Source organism: Aeromonas sp. S13(2024), assembly GCF_041402405.1.
GTDB lineage: Bacteria > Pseudomonadota > Gammaproteobacteria > Enterobacterales > Aeromonadaceae > Aeromonas > Aeromonas veronii.
Genome location: NZ_JBGLRA010000003.1, coordinates 1 through 15,536 on the forward strand (window position 1 = coordinate 1; position 15,536 = coordinate 15,536).

Below are 15,536 nucleotides of genomic sequence, written 5' to 3' on the forward strand. Positions count from 1 at the left end.
GAGCGGCCGCATCATGCGTTGAAATACAGAACCCCCGATGCGGTACATAGGGGGTTCTGAGTAGAGAAATGCTAGTTGAAAATGTGTAAACCTATTTCAGGACTAGACACCACTTATCACAGAGCTCCTCTCTCCAGCCGATTGCGGTAGTGCAGCCCCTAACTTCCCAACCAACCAACTCGCCCCAGCCAATCCGCTATCAACATCCCAACCTGTCACTCTGTATTGATGGGCACCTGTGATAACAAGAGCACGCTCCATCACCTCCTATCCCCTACCCTCAACGAATTACCCTGACGGGCAGATGTGAGCAGTCAACGCCATCTCAAGAGCTAAAGGTGTGATAAACAGGATAAGCGGAACCTCGCTAACGCAACGCAGCAGAACTGCCGACTGGCGTACGTGCAGGGCCAACCGACTGGCATGAATAGAGCAATGATAATGCGCAGAGAAAGCGGGAAAGATTGTCAGTGAAGAGAATTGTTGTGCCGATTGCTCAACCGACACATCAGCAGTTGCCACGATGCAAAGATAAAAAAATGGCAGCCATCAGGCTGCCATCGGGAGAGCACGATTCAGCGATCAGAGGGTCGCAGCGACTTCATCGGAGATGGAGCCGTTGTGGTAAACCTCTTGCACGTCGTCCAGATCTTCCAGCATGTCAATCAGACGCATCAGCTTGGGTGCAGTCTCGGCATCCAGCTCCGCTTCGGTGGAGGGGATCATGGTCACTTCGGCGCTCTGGGCCTTGAAGCCGGCAGCTTCCAGACCGTCCAGCACGGTACCGAAGTCGTTCGGGGTGGTGTACACCTCGATGGTGCCATCCTCTTCGGTGACCACGTCATCGGCGCCCGCTTCCAGCGCGGCATCCATCAGGGCATCTTCGTCTACGCCCACGAAAGTCAGCAGACCTTTCTTGCTGAACAGATAGGCAACGGAGCCGTCGGTACCCAGGTTGCCACCGCACTTGCTGAAGGCGTGACGCACTTCGGCTACGGTACGGTTACGGTTGTCGGTCAGGCACTCTACCATCACGGCAGAGCCAGCCGGGCCGTAACCTTCGTACACGATGGTCTCGAGCTGTTCGCCATCGCCACCACCGGCGCCACGCTGAATGGCACGGTTGATGGTGTCGCGGGTCATGTTGTTGGTCAGGGCGGCAGTCACCGCAGCACGCAGACGCGGGTTGTTGGCCGGATCGGCATCACCCAGACGCGCGGAGGTAGTGATTTCGCGGATCAACTTGGTGAAGATCTTGCCACGCTTGGCGTCCTGAGCGGCCTTGCGGTGTTTGATGTTGGCCCATTTACTGTGACCTGCCATAGAGACTCTCCGTTATTTTTTAAATGTCAGTAACACTGATCATGACTAACCCAAGGGAAACACAGAGGCCGCACGGCGGCGGCCTCCGGTGCCGGTATCGGCTTACTCGTCGCCCTTGACGGTGGTTGCAATCGCCAGCTCACCCAGTTGGGCGGCATTGGCAAGGCTGGGGGCGTCTGTCATCAGACAGGCAGCCGCGGTCGTTTTCGGGAAGGCGATGACATCCCGAATGTTTTCGGTGCCGGTCAGCAGCATGCTGAGACGGTCCAGACCGAAGGCCAGACCGGCGTGCGGCGGGGTGCCGTACTTCAGGGCATCCAGCAGGAAGCCAAACTTCAGGCGTTGCTCGGCCGGGGTGATACCCAGGATATCGAACACGGTGGATTGCATCTCGCTGTTGTGGATACGGACAGAGCCGCCACCCACTTCGTAGCCGTTGATCACCATGTCGTAGGCGTTGGCGTAAGCACCCACAGGGTTGGCTTTCAGCTCGGCCGGGCTCATGTTGCTCGGCGCGGTGAACGGGTGGTGCATGGCGGCCAGACCACCTTCACCATCTTCCTCGAACATCGGGAAGTCGATGACCCACAGCGGTTTCCAGCTGTTCTCCAGCAGACCCAGATCGCGACCCACTTTCAGACGCAGGGCGCCCATGGCATCGCAGACCACTTTCTTGCTGTCAGCGCCAAAGAAGATAATGTCGCCGTCGGCTGCGCCGGTACGGGCCAGGATCTCGCGCACGATGGCGTCAGAGAGGAACTTGGCAACCGGAGACTGCACGCCTTCGATACCATTGGCCGCTTCGTTGACCTTCATCCAGGCCAGGCCCTTGGCACCGTAGATGCCGACAAACTTGGTGTATTCGTCGATCTGCTTGCGAGAGAGCTCGGCACCGCCCGGGACTTTCAGGGCAGCCACACGGCCTTTCGGATCGTTGGCGGGGCCCGCGAACACGGCGAACTCGACAGCAGTCAGCAGATCGGCCACATCGACCAGTTCCATCGGCAGACGCAGATCCGGCTTGTCGGAGCCGTAGCGACGCATGGCTTCGTCGAAGGTCATGATCGGGAAGTCGCCCAGATCCACGTTCAGGATGTGCAGCCACAGTTTGCGGATCATCTCTTCCATCACTTCACGCACTTGCGGCGCGGTCATGAAGGAGGTCTCCACGTCGATCTGGGTGAATTCCGGCTGGCGGTCAGCACGCAGGTCTTCGTCACGGAAGCACTTGACGATCTGGTAGTAGCGATCGAAGCCGGACATCATCAGCAACTGCTTGAACAGCTGGGGTGATTGCGGCAGAGCGTAGAACTTGCCCTTGTGCACGCGGCTCGGCACCAGATAGTCACGGGCGCCTTCCGGGGTGGCCTTGGTCAGCATCGGGGTCTCGATATCGAGGAAGCCGTGCTCGTCCATGAAGCGGCGTACGAAGGCGCTGGCCTTGGCACGGGTCTTCAGGTACTTGGCCATCTCGGGACGACGCAGATCCAGGTAGCGATACTTGAGGCTGATCTCTTCGCTGTTGACCTGATTGAAGTCCAGCGGCAGCGGCTCGGCACGGTTGATGATGTTGAGTTCGTGAGCGAACACTTCGATGGCGCCAGTGGCCATATCGCTGTTGCGCTGGGACTCGGGACGGGTGCGCACCACGCCGGTCACCTGGATGCAGAACTCGCCGCGCAGCTCGGAGGCCAGGGCGAACGCGTCCGGCTTGTCCGGATCGAAGAACACCTGAACGATCCCTTCCCGGTCGCGCATATCGATAAAGATCAGACCGCCGAGATCACGACGACGATGAACCCAACCGCACAATGTAATGGTCTGCCCTGCATGGGCCTCATTGACCTGTCCGCAATAGATAGAGCGCATGGACTTCTTCCTTCGAAATTGTAGAGAGACGGTTAACCTTGGGCCGCCGGGCACGACTGGCAAGCACCGTCTGTCTCACAGCTGGCCAGATTCTTTTTCTTACCCGGTTTGAAATCAGTCTCGTACCATCCGGTTCCCTTGAGCCGGAAGCCTGCCGCCGATATCAGCTTGACCAGATTCGGCTTGCTACAGGCCGGACAGTCGGTCAGGGGGGCATCGGAAAGCTTTTGCAGTTTTGCCAATTCATGGCCACAGACGTCGCAACGATATTCGTAGATAGGCATGGGTCACAAGAAATTGAAAAACAAAAGGGCTGGCATTATAGAGGAAAACCCCCTTTTGGGTAAAATGGCCAGCAGCCTCCTTTCGCCAGTTTTTTGCACTCGATGGCAAAAAGCGGGCAAAAAATCGGCACGAATGCACCAAGAGCGAAGAGAATAGCCATCATGAGCCTCTATTTGGGCCTGCCACAGTGGTCCCACCCCAGCTGGCCCGGCCAGTTGCTGGGCCTTGGCGCCAAGCCTGCCGAACACCTCGCCCACTACGCCACCGTGTTCAATTCGGTGGAGGGCAACACCACCTTCTACGCCCTGCCGCCCCCCGATACGGTACAGCGCTGGGCCGATGCGGTGCCCGATCACTTTCGTTTCAACTTCAAATTTCCGCAAACCATCAGCCACCAGAGCGATCTGGTGAGCGCAGACAAACAAGTCGCCGACTTTATTCGCCTGCTCGCCCCGCTGCACGACAAGCTGGGGCTGCTCACCCTGCAGTTGCCCGCCCGTTTTGGGCCAGAGGGGCTGGCCAGACTGGCGGCCTTCATCGATCGGCTGCCGCGGGCGTTTCGCTACGCCCTCGAGGTGCGTCACCCCGACTTTTTCGCCAAGGGGGAGGCCGAGCGGGCCTTGAACCGGCTGCTGATGGAACAGGGTGTGAACCGGGTGATGCTCGACAGCCGGCCACTCTTCTCGGTGCCAGCAACCACGCCAGCCCTTGTCGATGCCCAGGGCAAGAAACCGCGCCTGCCGGTGCATCTGCTGGCCACCGCCAACGCCCCCATGGTGCGCTTTATCGGCCTGCCGGACCCGGCGGCCAATCACCCCTTCCTACCCAGCTGGCTCCCCCACTGGCGCCAGTGGCTCGCGGAGGGGAAAGAGCTCTACCTCTATATACATACTGCCGACAACGCCCAGGCACCTGAGCTGGCCCGCCAGATCACCCGCTTGCTGGAGCAGGAGATGGCCCCCTGGCCGGGGGAAAACGATCGCGCACGGCAGGGAGTGCTGCGCTTTTAGCCAACCCATTCTGCGGCCATCGTTTCGCTGCAAAAAAAGTGCTTTTTTGTGGCGTGGCAAGCCCTGGCGTCAAGACAAACGGCCATCAATCCTCTACACTACCGCCCCAAGTAAGGGTCCGGAACATGGCCCGTACGAACAGGAACGGTCCAAAGGATTTCACGACCAGCCACCCCGTTCGTAAACAGGTGATAAATCTACTCTGATGGGTGTCACCCAACGACTCAATTGAACAATACAGCCGGGTGATGTCCCGACTGTCAGGTTGCGCCAGCATGCATACCAAAGATCAAATTTTTGCCGCCCCGATCGCCCGATTGGGAGACTTCTGTTTTGACGAACAGGTCGTCGACGTATTTCCCGATATGATCCAGCGCTCGGTGCCGGGTTACAGCAACATCATCTCCGCCATCGGCATGATGGCCGCCCGCTACGCCCAACCCGAGAGCCGACTCTATGATCTCGGCTGCTCACTGGGCGCCGCGACCCAGGCGATGCGTCGCCATGTCAGCCAGCACGGCTGCCGCATCACCGCGGTGGATCTCTCCCATCCGATGATCGAGCGCGCCCGCGCCCACCTCTCCGGTTTCAAATCCGAGGTGCCGGTGGAGCTGGTGGAAGCAGATATCTGCGACATCGAGATCGAGAACGCCTCCGTGGTGGTGCTCAACTTCACTCTGCAATTTGTCGAGCCAGAAAAACGGGCCGCCCTGATCCAGCGCATTCACGATGGTCTGCGCCCGGGCGGGATCCTGATCCTGAGCGAAAAGTTCCGCTTCGAAGATGAACCGGTCAACGAGCTGCTTATCGATCTGCATCTCGACTTCAAGCGGGCCAATGGCTACAGCGAGCTGGAGATCAGCCAGAAACGCACCGCCCTTGAGAACGTGATGCGCACCGACAGCCTGCCGGTGCATCAGGCCCGTCTGCGGGATGCCGGTTTCGTCCATCAGGATCTCTGGTTCCAGTGCTTCAACTTCGGCTCCATGATTGCCATCAAATCCAGCGACGCCCAGCCATGATCGACTTTGCCAATTTCTATCAACTGATTGCCAAAAACCGGCTGAGCCACTGGCTGCATACCCTGCCCGCCCAGCTGCACGCCTGGCAACATGACAACCAGCATGGCGACCTGCCGCGCTGGAATCGCGCCCTCAACAAGCTGCCGCAGGTGGCTCCCGGCAACATCGAGCTGAAAAGCCGGGTCGAGATTGGCTCGGCCGAGAGCCTTGGCGAAGGTGAGCGCAAGAAGGTCGAGAGCCTGCTGCGCCACTTCATGCCCTGGCGCAAGGGGCCGTTCACCGTGCACGGCATCCATATCGATACCGAGTGGCGCTCTGACTGGAAGTGGGATCGGGTGCTGCCCCATATCAGCCCGCTCGAAGGCCGTTACGTGCTGGATGTGGGCTGCGGCAGCGGTTACCACCTCTGGCGCATGGTGGGTGAAGGGGCTCGGCTTGCAGTCGGCATCGACCCGAGCCCGCTGTTCCTCTGCCAGTTCGAGGCCATTCGCCACTTCGCAGGCAATGATCAGCGCGCCCACCTGCTGCCGCTCGGTATTCAGGAGCTGCCGGAGCTGCGTGCCTTTGATACCGTCTTCTCCATGGGGGTGCTCTATCACCGCAAATCCCCCATCGAGCACATCGAGCAGCTGCGCAATCAATTGAAAGATGATGGCGAGCTGGTGCTGGAGACGCTGGTGATTGATGGCGGGGTCAACGACGTGCTGATGCCCACCGATCGTTACGGCAAGATGCGCAACGTCTGGTTTATTCCCTCAAGCCACGCCCTCAAGCTGTGGGTCGAGCGCTGCGGCTTCACCGACGTGCGGATAGTAGACGAGAATATGACCAGCACCGACGAACAGCGTCGTACCGACTGGATGATTAATGAATCCCTGAGTGACTATCTGGATCCAGACAATCCGGCACTCACGGTAGAAGGACACCCGGCGCCGAAACGTGCCGTACTGATTGCCCGCAAGGCCAAAGACTAGCCGATGGCGATTCAGGAAGTTACACTGACCCAATTCCAGGAAGCACAGTTAAATGAATGACATGAAAAGCAAATTAAAAGGAATGACCCTGCTCTCCCTGCTTAGTCTCGGCGGGTGTGTCAATATGGAAAAAGCGCCTCAGGTCCCTGTTCTGACGCTGGCCGAGCTTCGTAGCGAGCTGAGCCAGAGCGAGCAACGCCTGCAAACATCCATGGAACAGCAACAGAAGCAGTATGTGCAGCAACAGCACCTGCTGGTTCAGCTCAACACAGATGTCACCAATATGAAAGAGTCCGTCAAGCAAGTAGACCACAAGCTCGCCACCCTCCCCTCCGAGCCGCCCAAGCCGATGGCCATCCCCACCGAGAAGTGCCCGGCCCCCAATCAGGGTCACACCATCGATGGCAAGCTGATGGTCGGTGAAGCCGAGTGGATCTGGGTTGATGCGGCCAACGACGCCTTCCAGGCGCGGGTCGATACCGGTGCGACCACCTCCTCCATCAGTGCGCAGGAGATCACCATTTTCGAGCGCAACGGCAAAAACTGGGTGCGCTTCTTCCTGAGCCATCAGGAAGTAGACGACAAGATCCAGATCGAAGCGCCGCTGGTACGCCATGTACGGGTGCGTCAGGCCTCTGCCGACGATCTGGACCGCCGTCCGGTAGTGCGTCTGGCCGTGCGCATTGGCGACATGACCGAGAAAGCCGAATTTACCCTGAAAGACCGTAGCGACATGACCTTCCCTGTGCTGCTGGGTCGCGAATTTTTGAAAGACATCGCCGTGGTTGATGTGGCCCGCGAATATATCCAACCCAAACCCAAGCTCAAGGATGTGAAATAATCCATGGTTTCCCGTAAGCCGTTCTATTTGCTGGTAGCCCTGCTGTACATTGTCGGCCTGGGGATGACGATCTATCACCATATCGCGTTGGATGTACCGCTGACGCCCGGTGAAAAGCGCCAGATCTGGTCCATCGAAGCCAAGCTGGAGTTTGAGGCGACCGGTGAGCCGGTGATCGCCTCTCTGGCCATTCCGGGCACCCAGCCCGGTTTCACCCTGATGAACGAGAACGCCGCCAGCCCGGGCTACGGCCTCTCCTTTGTCGAGAAAGATGGCGATGCCCGCGCCGAGTGGTCCATCCGCACCGCCTCCGGCCGTCAGGAGCTCTACTACCGCGTCGACATGATGGCGGATGCCCACGCCAAACCGGCCGCCAATCCGCAGCCGCCTGCCATCGAGAAGCAGATCGAGAGTGAGCCTTATGCCACCGCGATGAAGCAGATCCTCGAGCGGGCACAGGAGCGCTCTGCCGACGGCTACACCCTGACTCGCGAGATCATCAAGGAGATCGAGAAGCAGGAGCAGAACGCCGAGCTGCTGAAAAAGCACAAGAGCCGCGCCAACCTGATCGCCGAGCTGCTCAACAATGCTGACGTGCCGACCCGCGTGGTGCATGCCCTGAATCTGGAAGATGGCCGCCGTCGTCAGGAGCTGGTGGATTACCTGCAGGTATTCAACAGTCCGACCGACTACAAGCTGTTCAACCCGCAAACCGGTGAACAGGGTCGTCCGGCCAACCTGCTGCTGTGGGAATACAACTCCGGCGCCCTGCTGGACGTAACCGGTGGTCACAACTCCCGTGTCAGCTTCTCGATGATCGAACAGGAGCAGCCGGTCAGCGTGGCACTGGCGCAGAAGTTCGAAAAATCAGAGATGATGAACTTCTCCATCCACAGCCTGCCGCTGGAAGAGCAGACCCTGTTCAAGGGCTTGCTGCTGATCCCGATCGGCGTGCTGATGGTGGTGTTCCTGCGGGTGCTGGTGGGGATCAAGACCTCAGGTACCTTTATGCCGGTGCTGATCGCGGTCGCCTTTATCCAGACCTCGCTGGTCACCGGTCTCATCGGCTTCCTGCTGATCGTCGGCACCGGTCTCATCATCCGCTCCTATCTGTCTCGGCTTAACCTGCTGCTGGTCGCCCGAATATCGGCCATCATCATCATGGTTATCTCAATGATAGGTATCTTCTCCGCGTTCGCCTTCAAGCTGGGGCTGACCGACGGCATGAAGATCACCTTCTTCCCGATGATCATCCTCTCCTGGACCATCGAACGGATGTCCATCCTGTGGGAAGAAGAGGGCCCGAAAGAGGTGTTCCGCCAGGGCGGCGGCTCTCTGCTGGTTGCCGTCATCGCCTATCTGGCTATGGATAACGAGCTTATTCGTCACCTCACCTTCAACTTCCTCGGCCTGCAGCTGGTGCTGATGGCGACCGTGCTGTTGATGGGTAACTACACCGGCTACAAGCTGAGCGAATTGAAGCGCTTCAAGCCGCTGGTGGACGAGATGAAATCTGGCGTCACCCCGGGTAAGGACAAGTAACCGATGTGGTTCTGGGAAAAATACACCACCCCGTGGAGCCTGTCCCAATCAGGCATCCTCGGCATGAACAAGCGCAACCACTCCTACATCAGCCGCTACAATCCGCGCAGCCTCTATCCGCTGGTGGATGACAAGCTGCAGACCAAGCAAATTGCGCTGGATGCAGGGGTTACCGTGCCTGAGCTGATCGGTACCATCCGTGCCCAGCACGATGTGGGTCGCATCACCGAGCTGGTAAAAGATTGGCCGGGCTTCTGCATCAAGCCAGCTCGTGGCTCGGGCGGCAAGGGGATCCTGGTGATCCTGCGTCAGGAAGATGGCCTCTTCTATAAACCCAACGGCAGCGCCTCCAACGGTCAGGATCTGGAGCGCCATGTCTCCAACATTCTGGCGGGGCTCTATTCCCTCGGCGGCAAGCCCGACGTGGCACTGGTGGAAGGCCTCATCAACTTTGATGATGTGTTCGACGGCTACTCTTTTGAAGGGGTACCCGATGCCCGGGTCATCATCTTCAAGGGGTTCCCGGTGATGGCGATGATGCGCCTCTCCACCGCCGCCTCCGACGGCAAGGCGAATCTGCACCAGGGCGCTGTGGGGGTGGGTCTGTGCCTGCGTACCGGTCGTGCCCTGCGGGCAGTGCAGTTTGGCAATCCGCTGCGCCACCATCCGGATACCGGCCTCGACCTCTATGAGCTCAAGGTCCCACACTGGGATACCCTGCTCACCCTCGCCGCCTCCTGCTACGAGATGTCGGGTCTGGGCTATATCGGCACCGACATGGTGCTGGACAAGTTCCGCGGCCCCATGCTGCTGGAGCTCAACGCCCGTCCCGGTCTTGCCATCCAGATCGCCAACGGTCGCGGCCTGGTGCCCAATCTCAAGACCATCGAGAAGCTGGGGCAGGTGAAGATGAACGTGGAGCAGCGGGTCAATTTCGCCAAGGATCACTTCGGGATCTTTGAGGAATAGCTCCTCCGCTTGTGAACTGAGCGCGCCTATGGCGCGCTTTTTTATGGCTCATGTTTGTCTGTCGGCATATCCCCCATCCAGCCATAGGGGCAGCACCTCATTTCGAAACAACGAGTACGCCAGCGAACGGCTGCTTGGAATAGCGATGGAGTGAGAAGAGTGTGACCGCAATGTCAGGGGATGGATAAATCTCAGGTATAAAAAAACCGGCGCCAAGACGCCGGTTCTTCAAGGAGAATACGACCCGATTACAGGGAGTCAGCATTCTCGGACAGGTATTTGGCAACGCCGTCCGGAGAGGCTTGCATACCTTTTTTGCCTTTTTCCCACTGAGCCGGGCACACTTCGCCGTGCTCTTCGTGGAATTGCAGGGCATCGACCATGCGCAGCATCTCGTCGATGTTGCGGCCCAGCGGCAGATCGTTGACAACCTGATGGCGAACGACACCGTTCTTGTCAATCAGGAAGGAGCCACGGAACGCCACGCCGGCTTCCGGATGCTCAACGTCATAGGCTTTGCAGATTTCGTGTTTCACGTCGGCGATCAGCGGGTACTTGACCTGACCGATACCGCCATCTTCCACTTTGGTGTTGCGCCATGCATTGTGGGAGAATTGGGAATCGATGGAAACACCGATCACTTCCACGCCACGCTTCTGGAACTCTTCATAACGGTGATCGAAGGCAATCAGCTCGGACGGGCAGACGAAGGTGAAATCGAGCGGATAAAAGAAGACAACGGCAGCTTTGCCTTTGATGTGGGATGACAGGTTGAATGAATCAACGATCTCGCCATTACCCAGAACAGCTGCGGCGGTAAAATCGGGTGCGGGACGGCCTACCAATACCATATTCAATTCCTCTTTATGTGAAGTGAACAATCCGGTGAGGATTGGGCTACCTAGAGCCAAGTCCATCTAATTCAAGCGACAAACTATAGACCCGGTGGTAGATTAGTTAAATCAAATTAAATAGATAGCATTAATCGGGTTTTTCTATGCAACGTTGGCCCAGCCTCAAACAGCTGCAATATCTGGTCGCTCTCGATGAGCACAAGAACTTCAACCGCGCCGCCAAGGCCTGTCATGTCAGCCAGTCGACCCTGAGTACCGGGATCCAGACGCTGGAGGACATGATGAACCTGCAACTGGTGGAGCGGGACCACAAGAGCTTCATTATGACCCCGGTCGGCATGGAAATCGTCGAGCGCGCTCGCAATTTGCTCTCCGATGCACGGGATCTCATGGAGCTCGGGCAACATCAGGGCGGCGTGATGCAGGGGACGGTACGTCTTGGCTGCATTCCCACCATCGCCCCCTTCTTGCTGAGCAAGCTGCTGAAAGAGTGCAGCAAAACCTATCCTGACCTCGAATTGTTGCTGCGTGAAGACACCACCAGCAATCTGCTCAAGCAGCTGGAACAGGGTCAGCTCGACTTGCTGATCCTCGCCCTGCCCATCGAGATAGGTGGATTTCACTGCAAGACCGTCGGTCAGGATCCGTTCCACATGGTGATGCCCGCCAGCATGGCGGCCGGTCTGCATACCCCGTTCGACTACAAGGAGCTGCCCAACCAGAGCATCTTCCTGCTGGAGCGGGAGCACTGCCTCACCGAGCACGCAGTGAGCGCCTGCCGCCTGCGGGACAAGAGCAAGATCAACCCGTTTGCCGCCACCAGCCTGCACACCCTGGTGCAGATGGTGGAAGCGGGTCTTGGCACCACCTTCCTGCCGCAGATGGCCATCGATGCCGGCATTCTTGCCAACTCCGATCTGGTGGCCATCCCGCTGCCGGGAGAGACCTCCTATCGCGAGATTGGGCTGGTCTGGCGCCCTAGCACCACCCGGGTACAGACCTTCTACAAACTGGCCGAGCTGCTTAAACCGCTGATCAGCCACAACGAGTGACAACAAACGCCAGCCCTCGGGTTGGCGTTTTTCAGTTCCCCGCCACATTTTTCCTCTCGGAGACTAGGTCTGGAGCCAGATCCCTGTTTATGATGGAAAAGTTGTCGCGCCCCCTACCGCCAGAACGATTTGGCAGGACATGGCGCTCGATAAATGTCTCGTTTGGTAGACCCGTCCGTGGAGAGAGCCCGATGTATCGCAAGCTGCTGCTATCCCTGCTGACTCTGCTGCTGGCCGCCTGTTCCAGCACGCCGGAGCCGCCTCCGGCCCCCCGGCAGAGCAGTGCCTTTGATGGCTTCTACCAACAGTGGCGCGGTGTTCCCTACCGCATGGGCGGCGCCAGCCGCGCCGGGCTAGACTGCTCCGCCTTCACCCAGCTCGCCTACAGTCAGGTGCTGGGCTTCAACCTGCCAAGAACCACCGAATCTCAGGCCAGCATTGGCAAACCGGTGGATCGCTACCGGCTGCAACACGGGGATCTGGTCTTCTTCAAAACCGGCTGGCAACAGTACCATGTGGGGGTCTACACAGGTGCCGGCGAGTTTATTCACGCCTCCACCAGCAAGGGAGTGATCCGCTCCCGCCTCGACAACGTCTACTGGAACAGTCGCTACTGGCAGGCACGTCGGGTGACCCAGTAGCCGGCCACACGCCAGCTTGCGGCACAAGTTGCGTGCCGATACTCTCCGTCAATCCCTGTCGCGATGTCGGGACACACAACCCGCGCTTATAACTCAATTGGCCCCAAAGCCTGCATATCACACCATTTTGTGATAAGGTGGTGGCCAATTTTTAACACTTTCGCCTTTTTCTCATACGCTCTCTGTCCTGATTGACAACAAGCGCGGCGATAACAAGCAACGCGCGGCGAAAGTGGAGTGTGGCGCAACACTGCCGGACGGGTGGCCCACAGCTGCAGTATCAAGGGTTAAATAGATAAGGAGATCGTGCAATGAAACAGTATCAAAGCTGGCTGGGGCAATACCTGATGAGTCGCCGTGACGGTGACCACGCCATGGCATGCGAGATGGCGAGTTCCATCTGCGAGTTCTGGCAGCAGCAGGGTGATGAAAACGAACTGGACAAGTGGCAGCAGATTTACCAGAACCATCTGGAAAAGACCACCTGATCCCGACCGTTGCCTTGCTGCCAGCCACCCGGTGTTGGCAGCAAGGCTATTCCGCTGACCCCCTCTCCTATTTTCCCGCCATGTTAAACCGCTACCTCCGTTAACTCGCATGTTGCCGCCTTCATTTTGGTCTCTCGCCTGACAACCGCAGCTCATTCCATCTCGGCAGCCATTTCCTGCGCCCAGTCGATAAAGGCCTGGATCTTGGGACACGCCCGATTGGGCAGGGTCGCCATGTAATAACGCTGCTCGCACTTGATCTCCAAGCCGGGGAAAGGGGCCACCAGCTCGTTCTGTGCCAGTCGCTTGCTCACCAGATTCTTGCGCCCCATGGCGATCCCGGCGTGATTCATGGCGGCGATGATGGCGAGATCCGAACGATCAAAACCCATGCTCAGCTGACATGCCTCGAGGCTGACCCCGGCGTGGCGAGCCCAGCAGCTCCATTCATCGGTATCCGAGTCAAATCCCCATGCCTGCCGATCATGAAGCAGACGGCACAAGGACAAGTTGGCGGGATTGCCGACAAGCCCGTGCTGCTCGGCATATTCCGGGCTGCAGACCGGCAGCATGAACTCATCCATCAGCGGGTGGATGGCAAGCCGCTCCGGGCTCTTCTCATCGAAATAGAGGGTCAAATCGATGCCATAACCATGCAGGTTGATGTTCTCGTTACCGGTGATGATATTGAGCTCGATCTGCGGATGCAGGCGGGAGAAATCCGCCAACCTGGGCGCCAGCCAGCACTGGGCGATGGAGGGACGCGAATAGATGGTCAGGGTACCGGAGAGCTCCTGATTCTTGATCTCCAGGATCTCCTGATTGATGAACTCCAGCGAAGATTTGAGCGCCCAGAACACCCGCTGCCCATCCGCCGTCAGTACCACCTTGCGGTGAAAACGCTCAAAGAGCTTGAACCCCAGCTCCTCTTCCAGCGCGCTGATCCGGTGACTCACGGCACTGGGACTCAGCGACAATTCATCAGCTGCCATGGCAAAGGATCCGTGGCGGGCGGCTGCCTCGAAGGTGTGCAGCTTGGCCAGCTGGTAGCCGCTCAGCAGCTTGTTGCGCGATATGTAATTATCCCCGTTATACATTCATCCCCCTCTTCGCAATGGCCGCCGATGATACACCTACAGGCCACCTTCAGGATGAAACCAAAAGACCCAAAGAGTGTGATTTCGATAAATTGTGACCAATGTAGCGCCTTTGAATCACCTCAGTTCACCCAAGTGGTCGATTTCATCATTTGTCAGCCCCGCCTCATTTTCATTCAATAGCGCATAAACAATCACACACAACAGATGTCGAGGCGCAGTATGAGTTCAGAGGTATGGGTCATCGCTACCTTGCTAAGTAGCATCGTTCTTATCGTGGTCACCATAGTGAAGGGCAAGGTGCATCCTTTCCTTGCCCTGCTGCTGGCCAGCTTCTATGTCGGCACCCTGATGGGGATGGAGCCCCTCAAGATGGTCAGCGCCATGGAAGATGGCATTGGCGGCACGCTAGGCTTTCTCGCCGCCGTCATCGGTCTTGGCACCATACTTGGCAAGATGATGGAGGTGTCGGGGGCTGCAGAGCGCATCGGTCTCGCCCTGCAGAGATGCCGCTGGCTTTCGCCTCAGGTCATCATGGTGCTGGTGGGTCTGGTGTGCGGCATCACACTGTTTGTCGAAGTCGGGGTGGTGCTGCTGATTCCGCTGGCCTTCTCCATCGCCCGCAAGACCAGAACCTCGCTGCTCAAGCTGGCCATTCCGCTCTGCACCGCCCTGATGGCCGTGCACTGCATAGTGCCGCCCCACCCGGCAGCCCTTTACGTCACCAATCAGCTGGGGGCTGACGTCGGCTCGGTCATCGTCTATGGCCTCGCGGTCGGCCTCTTTGCCTCGCTGGTGGGCGGTCCGCTGTTCCTCAAGCTGCTGGGTAACCGGATTCCATTCAAGGAGGTACCCGCTGCCTTTGCCGACATCAAGGCCCGCGATGAGGCAACTCTCCCGACCTTAAGCGCCTCGCTCTTTACCGTGCTGCTGCCCATCATGCTGATGCTGGCCAAGACGGTCGCCGAGCTCAATATGGAGCATGCCAGCCACCTCTACACCGTGCTGGAGTTTATCGGCAACCCCATCACCGCCATGTTTATCGCCGCCTTCACCGCCTACTACGTGCTGGGGATCCGCCAGCAGATGAAGATGGAGGGGTTGCTCAACAAGACCGAGGAGTGCTTCTCCTCCATCGCCAATATCCTGCTCATCATCGGTGCGGGCGGCGCCTTCAACGGGGTGCTCAAGGCAAGCGGGCTGGGCGATAGTCTGGCCACTATCCTCTCCCAGTTGGATATGCACCCGATTCTGCTGGCCTGGCTGGTGGCCATCGTGCTGCACGCTGCCGTGGGCTCCGCCACCGTCGCCATGATGGGCGCCACTGCCATCGTCTCCCCCATCATGGCGCACTACCCGGATATCAGCCCGGAGATCATGACCCTGGCCATCGGCTCCGGTGCTATTGGCTGCACCATGGTGACTGACTCTCTGTTCTGGCTGGTCAAGCAGTATTGCGGCGCCACCCTGAACGAAACGCTCAAGTACTACACCACCGCCACCTTGGTCGCCTCCCTGATGGCGCTGGCCGGTACCTTCCTGCTCTCCTTTATCGTGTAACAAGACCGA

General features: G+C 58.5%; 15 protein-coding genes. 10 read left to right on the forward strand and 5 right to left on the reverse strand.

All coding sequences use genetic code 11. The features are described from left to right. Window positions 1-582 precede the first annotated feature (582 nt). The 3 genes from ACB042_RS05775 to ACB042_RS05785 form a co-directional block, all read right to left on the reverse strand. Complete coding sequence (locus ACB042_RS05775; protein WP_005337681.1) at window positions 583-1,323, reverse strand: YebC/PmpR family DNA-binding transcriptional regulator; 741 nt, start codon at window positions 1,321-1,323, stop codon at window positions 583-585. 102 nt (window positions 1,324-1,425) lie between these two features. After that, entirely contained in the window at window positions 1,426-3,192 is a 1,767-nt protein-coding gene (aspS, locus tag ACB042_RS05780) for an aspartate--tRNA ligase (protein WP_005337684.1), read from the reverse strand. A 32-nt stretch (window positions 3,193-3,224) separates the two neighbouring features. Beyond that, entirely contained in the window at window positions 3,225-3,476 is a 252-nt protein-coding gene (locus ACB042_RS05785) for an FmdB family zinc ribbon protein (RefSeq protein ID WP_005337686.1), read from the reverse strand. A 162-nt stretch (window positions 3,477-3,638) separates the two neighbouring features. Between ACB042_RS05785 and ACB042_RS05790 the strand changes: the two genes are divergently transcribed. From ACB042_RS05790 to ACB042_RS05815, 6 genes are all read left to right on the forward strand, one after another. Continuing rightward, complete coding sequence (locus ACB042_RS05790) at window positions 3,639-4,487, forward strand: DUF72 domain-containing protein (RefSeq protein WP_371178020.1); 849 nt, start codon at window positions 3,639-3,641, stop codon at window positions 4,485-4,487. Between the two features lie 275 nt (window positions 4,488-4,762). Further along, window positions 4,763-5,509 (forward strand): carboxy-S-adenosyl-L-methionine synthase CmoA, encoded by a 747-nt coding sequence (gene cmoA, locus ACB042_RS05795; protein WP_371178021.1) that lies wholly within the window; start codon window positions 4,763-4,765, stop codon window positions 5,507-5,509. Further along, a complete protein-coding gene (gene cmoB / locus ACB042_RS05800; protein WP_201950298.1) occupies window positions 5,506-6,483 on the forward strand; it encodes a tRNA 5-methoxyuridine(34)/uridine 5-oxyacetic acid(34) synthase CmoB in 978 nt (325 codons plus the stop codon). The genes cmoA and cmoB overlap by 4 nt, the downstream gene beginning before the upstream one ends. 52 nt (window positions 6,484-6,535) lie before the next feature. Further along, window positions 6,536-7,324 carry an ATP-dependent zinc protease gene (locus tag ACB042_RS05805; RefSeq protein ID WP_371178022.1) on the forward strand — a complete coding sequence of 263 codons (789 nt, stop codon included), beginning with the start codon at window positions 6,536-6,538 and terminating at the stop codon, window positions 7,322-7,324. Window positions 7,325-7,327: 3 nt separating this feature from the next. After that, entirely contained in the window at window positions 7,328-8,866 is a 1,539-nt protein-coding gene (locus ACB042_RS05810) for an inactive transglutaminase family protein (RefSeq protein WP_005337699.1), read from the forward strand. A 3-nt stretch (window positions 8,867-8,869) separates the two neighbouring features. After that, window positions 8,870-9,835 carry an alpha-L-glutamate ligase-like protein gene (locus ACB042_RS05815; RefSeq protein ID WP_005337700.1) on the forward strand — a complete coding sequence of 322 codons (966 nt, stop codon included), beginning with the start codon at window positions 8,870-8,872 and terminating at the stop codon, window positions 9,833-9,835. Window positions 9,836-10,083: 248 nt separating this feature from the next. Here the strand turns inward: ACB042_RS05815 and ACB042_RS05820 are convergent, their stop codons facing one another. Continuing rightward, a complete protein-coding gene (locus tag ACB042_RS05820) occupies window positions 10,084-10,686 on the reverse strand; it encodes a peroxiredoxin C (protein ID WP_005337701.1) in 603 nt (200 codons plus the stop codon). Between the two features lie 146 nt (window positions 10,687-10,832). Between ACB042_RS05820 and ACB042_RS05825 the strand changes: the two genes are divergently transcribed. From ACB042_RS05825 to ACB042_RS05835, 3 genes are all read left to right on the forward strand, one after another. Next, on the forward strand, window positions 10,833-11,741 hold the full coding sequence (locus ACB042_RS05825) for a hydrogen peroxide-inducible genes activator (protein ID WP_005337702.1): 909 nt from the start codon (window positions 10,833-10,835) through the stop codon (window positions 11,739-11,741). A gap of 191 nt (window positions 11,742-11,932) precedes the next feature. Then, entirely contained in the window at window positions 11,933-12,382 is a 450-nt protein-coding gene (locus ACB042_RS05830; protein WP_005337703.1) for a C40 family peptidase, read from the forward strand. 311 nt (window positions 12,383-12,693) lie between these two features. After that, window positions 12,694-12,870 (forward strand): hypothetical protein, encoded by a 177-nt coding sequence (locus tag ACB042_RS05835; protein WP_005337704.1) that lies wholly within the window; start codon window positions 12,694-12,696, stop codon window positions 12,868-12,870. Window positions 12,871-13,022: 152 nt separating this feature from the next. On the opposite strand, the gene dsdC is transcribed toward ACB042_RS05835, so the two are convergent. Further along, the gene (dsdC, locus tag ACB042_RS05840) at window positions 13,023-13,967 is read right to left on the reverse strand and encodes a DNA-binding transcriptional regulator DsdC (protein WP_371178023.1); all 945 of its coding nucleotides are present in this window, start codon (window positions 13,965-13,967) and stop codon (window positions 13,023-13,025) included. Between the two features lie 222 nt (window positions 13,968-14,189). On the opposite strand from dsdC, the gene dsdX reads away from it, so the two are divergent. Next, a complete protein-coding gene (dsdX, locus tag ACB042_RS05845) occupies window positions 14,190-15,527 on the forward strand; it encodes a D-serine transporter DsdX (protein ID WP_279486856.1) in 1,338 nt (445 codons plus the stop codon). The last annotated feature ends 9 nt before the right edge of the window (window positions 15,528-15,536 follow it).